This window comes from Jannaschia seosinensis (assembly GCF_001408515.1).
GTDB lineage: Bacteria > Pseudomonadota > Alphaproteobacteria > Rhodobacterales > Rhodobacteraceae > Jannaschia > Jannaschia seosinensis.
This window is the reverse complement of sequence record NZ_CYPR01000132.1, coordinates 1-4,169: the sequence shown is the minus strand read 5'-3', so window position 1 is coordinate 4,169 and position 4,169 is coordinate 1. Positions and strand designations below refer to the sequence as shown.

At 63.0% G+C, this 4,169-nt stretch carries 3 protein-coding genes and 1 pseudogene; 3 read left to right on the top strand and 1 reads right to left on the bottom strand.

Going from position 1 to position 4,169, the window contains the following annotated elements:
- Positions 1 to 380 precede the first annotated feature (380 nt).
- Positions 381 to 665, top strand: a pseudogene (locus JSE7799_RS10360) (transposase); the annotation flags it as partial.
- Between the two features lie 14 nt (positions 666 to 679).
- Here JSE7799_RS10360 and JSE7799_RS10355 read toward each other — a convergent pair.
- The gene (locus JSE7799_RS10355; RefSeq protein ID WP_055663544.1) at positions 680 to 1,057 is read right to left on the bottom strand and encodes a hypothetical protein; all 378 of its coding nucleotides are present in this window, start codon (positions 1,055 to 1,057) and stop codon (positions 680 to 682) included.
- Between the two features lie 133 nt (positions 1,058 to 1,190).
- Between JSE7799_RS10355 and ppsA the strand changes: the two genes are divergently transcribed.
- Both ppsA and JSE7799_RS10345 read left to right on the top strand, forming a co-directional pair.
- On the top strand, positions 1,191 to 3,572 hold the full coding sequence (gene ppsA / locus JSE7799_RS10350; RefSeq protein ID WP_055663543.1) for a phosphoenolpyruvate synthase: 2,382 nt from the start codon (positions 1,191 to 1,193) through the stop codon (positions 3,570 to 3,572).
- Positions 3,573 to 3,701: 129 nt separating this feature from the next.
- Positions 3,702 to 4,169, top strand: a 468-nt coding sequence (locus JSE7799_RS10345; RefSeq protein WP_055663542.1) for an IS6 family transposase, incomplete at its 3' end; no start/stop codon positions are given.

The following is a 4,169-nucleotide window of genomic DNA, read 5'->3' as shown; positions in this document are numbered from 1 at the left end:
GCGGGGCCAACCCGCCCGTCTCGCGCTTCAGGATCACCATGTCGTTGACGAACTTCACCGAAACTCGGAACCGCGCGGCGGTTGCGCGGTGCGAGTTCCCTTCCTCCACAAACGCCACAACGCGCTCTCGGAGTGCCGTAGGATGTGGTCTGCCCATTCTCATCCCTCCCACCTGTCTGCAGGCAGGGAATCACAGATCAAGCCAACAGGGAATCCTGAATCGGGAAAGTCGCAACACGCTCTAGTCTGCCAGCACCCTCTCCAGCCGAGACATCTTCAAGACCAACCGCACCGCCGCTCTCGCCGAGTGGCGCGGTCTTTGCGCAGGATAATGGCCAGGCCCCCTGCCCTTCCTGAGACTGGTTCGAATTGGTCTGACACCACCGATCGCCAGCCTCGCAGGCCTTGCTCCTATGACCCGGCAATCCGGCCAGTGGCGCGGCGCTGCCTTCATCCAGGGCGGCCGCAAGTTCCTGCGCGACGCGCTCTACATGCCTGCGCTCGTCGCCGCCCGCCACAACCCGGATCTGCGACAGAGATACCACGCCATGATCAAGGCCGGGAAGCCGGCAAAAGTCGCCTTGACCGCTCTCATGCGAAAGCTGATCGAACTCGCCAACGCGCTTGTCCAACAAGACCGCAAATGGACGCCGAAACCGGCTTGATCAAGACGGATACTCTAGAATGCGGCCTCCGGCGGACGATGTGCCAGCGCCTTGAGCAGCGCTGCGACCAGAGTGTTCGACAGCTTGGGCCCCTTGCCAATCCCGATCACCGCATCGTTGTCCTGTGTGTCCGAACGCCGCAGCGAAGTTGTCCAGTCGCCGTGCCGTTCACTTGCCGTGCCGTGCATGGAGATGGTCCAGCCGGGGAGGCCGTGATCGACGATGAGGAGGACCGCGTCCACGGTGCCGAGCGCACCCTTGCGGATCATCTCCTTGTCGATCTCGGGCAGGTGCACCTCGACCTGGTCGAAGGCTGTTCGACACAGATCCGCATCATATTCCGGTTCGGCTTCGATCTGTTTGGCTAGTTCGATAAGCGCCTTGGGCTCCATTACGGGCTCCTTTCTGCTTGGGTTCTGAAGATCGACCTAGCCCGTCAATCGTGAGGCAGACATGACCTGAATCAAGGACCGCTCCGGTTCATGCCGCAATGATGGCCAAAGACGGATTCGATGGGAGTGCCCGATGGCCGAGAATATGATCTGGTTCGAGAACCTAAAGCGCGCGGACGTGGCGAAGGTGGGAGGCAAGAACTCTTCCCTCGGCGAGATGGTGAGCACCCTCGCGCCGAAGGGAATCGACGTGCCTCCGGGGTTCGCGACCACGGCCGACGCCTTCCGCGCCTTCATCGCCGCCAATGATCTGGAGGATCGGATCGCGGCGGAGATGGATGCGCTCGCGAGCCATAAGATCACCTTGGCCGAGGCCGGGCGGCGGGTGCGCGGCATGATCGTCGAGGGCGATTGGTCGGAAGACCTGCGGACCGACATCGGCGCGGCCTATGCGGAACTTGCCCGGCGCACCGGCAAGGAGACGCCGTCAGTCGCTGTGCGCTCGTCGGCCACCGCCGAGGACCTGCCGGATGCGAGCTTTGCGGGGCAGCAGGAGACGTTCCTGAACGTCGAAGGCGAGGCGGCGTTATTGGCCGCGTGCAAGCGCTGCTTCGCCTCGCTCTTCACCGACCGGGCGATCAGCTACCGAACCGTGCGTGGTTTCGACCACATGCAGGTGGCGCTGTCGGTAGGCGTGCAGCAGATGGTGCGGTCCGACTTGGGCGGATCGGGCGTCATGTTCTCGATCGACACCGAGTCGGGCTTCGATAAGGTTGTACTAATCAACGCCGCTTGGGGGCTCGGCGAAAACGTCGTGCAGGGTGCAGTCAACCCCGACGAGTACATGGTCTACAAGCCCTTCCTGGGCCGCGAAGGCGTGGTGCCGGTGGTGGAACGCGCGCTCGGCGCCAAGGAAAAAAAGATGGTCTACGCCGGCGAGGGCCGCGCGACTAAGAACGTGCCAACCTCGCGCGCCGAGCGGTCGCGCTTCGTGCTGAGCGAGGAGGAGATCGTGGAACTCGCCCGGCAGGCCTGCACCATCGAGGGCCACTACGGTTGCGCGATGGACATGGAATGGGCCCGCGACGGCGAGACCGGGCGCCTCTACATCGTGCAGGCGCGTCCCGAGACTGTGCAGAGCCGCGCCGGGGCGGGCGCCATGAAGAGCTTCACGCTCACATCCAAGGGCGAGCGGCTGTTGTCTGGCCTCTCGGTCGGCGGCGCCATAGCCACCGGGCAGGTCTGCCTGATCGAACACGCGTCGGACATCGACCGCTTCGTCGATGGCGCAGTGCTGGTAACTTCCACGACGGACCCCGACTGGGTGCCGATCATGAAGCGCGCCTCGGCCATTGTCACCGACCACGGCGGGCGCACCAGCCATGCCGCGATCGTCAGCCGCGAATTGGGCCTGCCGGCCATCGTGGGCACCGGCAACGCGACCCACGTGCTGCACGACGAACAAGAGGTGACGGTCAGTTGCGCCGAAGGCGAAGACGGCTACGTCTATGCCGGGATTGCCGATTTCGAGGTCGAGGATATTGAGGTGGGTGATCTGCCGGAGACCCGCACCAGGATCATGTTCAACATGGCCGCTCCGGCCGCGGCCTCACGGTGGTGGCGAATGCCCTCGGATGGTGTCGGCTTGGCCCGGATGGAGTTCGTCGTCAACAACGCGATCAAGGTGCATCCGCTGGCCCTGACGCGGTTCGACCAGATCACCGATGATAAGGTCCGCGACGAAATTACCGTCCTGACCCGCGCCTACGAGACGCGGACCGACTACTTCGTCGACACGTTGGCCTTGGGGCTAAGCCGAATTGCCGCGGTGCATCATCCCAACCCGGTCATCGTTCGAATGAGCGACTTCAAGACTAACGAATACGCCGCGCTGCTTGGCGGGGCGCAGTTCGAACCCAAGGAAGAGAACCCGATGATCGGCTGGCGCGGCGCCTCGCGCTACTATTCGGAAGGCTACCGCGACGGGTTCGCGCTCGAATGCCAAGCGATCGCCAGGGCACGTCGAGAAAAGGGCTTCGACAACATTGTGGTCATGATCCCATTCTGCCGCACCCCGCAGGAGGCGGACAAGGTGCTGGAGGTCATGGCCGAGAACGGGCTGCGGCGGGGCGACGACGGGCTGCAAGTCTACATGATGTGCGAGATTCCGTCGAACGTGGTCTTGGCCGAGGAATTTGCGAAACGCTTCGATGGGTTCTCGATCGGGTCAAACGACCTCACCCAGCTCACGCTCGGCGTGGACCGCGACAATGAGCAGTTGGCCGATGTATTCAGCGAACGCGATCCGGCGGTGCAGTGGATGATCGAGCAGATCGTCACGCGTGCTCATGCGGCCGGAGCCAAGGTCGGCTTCTGCGGACAGGCGCCGAGCAACGATCCCGACTTCGCGCGCTTGCTGGTGGGCTACGGCATCGACTCTATCTCCGTCACTCCGGACGCGTTCCGGGCCGTCAAAGCGAACGTCGCCGAAGCGGAAAGTGGACGGACTAAATAGAATAACGTCTCCATCTCCCAAGCAGAGCAGCGCCTGGTCATTTCAAGCCGTAGCTTTTCGATCCCCTCATCTGGCCTTGTCAGAAGAACTTCGCTTGAGGCGGAGCGGGCGGCTGGATAGCTTCCCCGCATGACCAAGCGCAGCCCCTTCAAGTACTTCAAGACCAGTTCCGAGATCATCCGACTGGCGGTGATGATGTATGTCCGCTTCCCGCTGTCGCTNCGNAACGTCGAAGATCTNCTCCATGANCGCGGCGTCGANGTCAGCCACGAGACGGTGCGCTTCTGGTGGCNNCGCTTCGGNCCGATGTTCGCCGGTGAGATCCGNAAGCGACGCATCNAGGGNNTGAAATCGAGCCGCTGGCGCTGGCACCTCGACGAGATGTTCGTGAAGATCAACGGCGAGCAGCACTACCTCTGGCGGGCGGTCGACCATGAGGGCGAAGTGCTGGAAAGCTTCGTCACGAAGACGCGGGACAAGAAGGCTGCGCTGAAATTCCTCAGAAAAGCAATGAAGAAGCACGGCCGAGCAGATGTCCTCGTGACGGACAAGCTTCGCTCCTACGGCGCGGTCCTGAAGGACCTCGGCATGGCGGAC

What these genes read in the sequence shown, in the direction of transcription:
- JSE7799_RS10355 (WP_055663544.1), bottom strand. Translation starts at nt 1,057, where the DNA reads ATGGAGCCCAAGGCGCTTATCGAACTAGCCAAACAGATCGAAGCCGAA.
- ppsA (WP_055663543.1), top strand. Translation starts at nt 1,191, where the DNA reads ATGGCCGAGAATATGATCTGGTTCGAGAACCTAAAGCGCGCGGACGTG.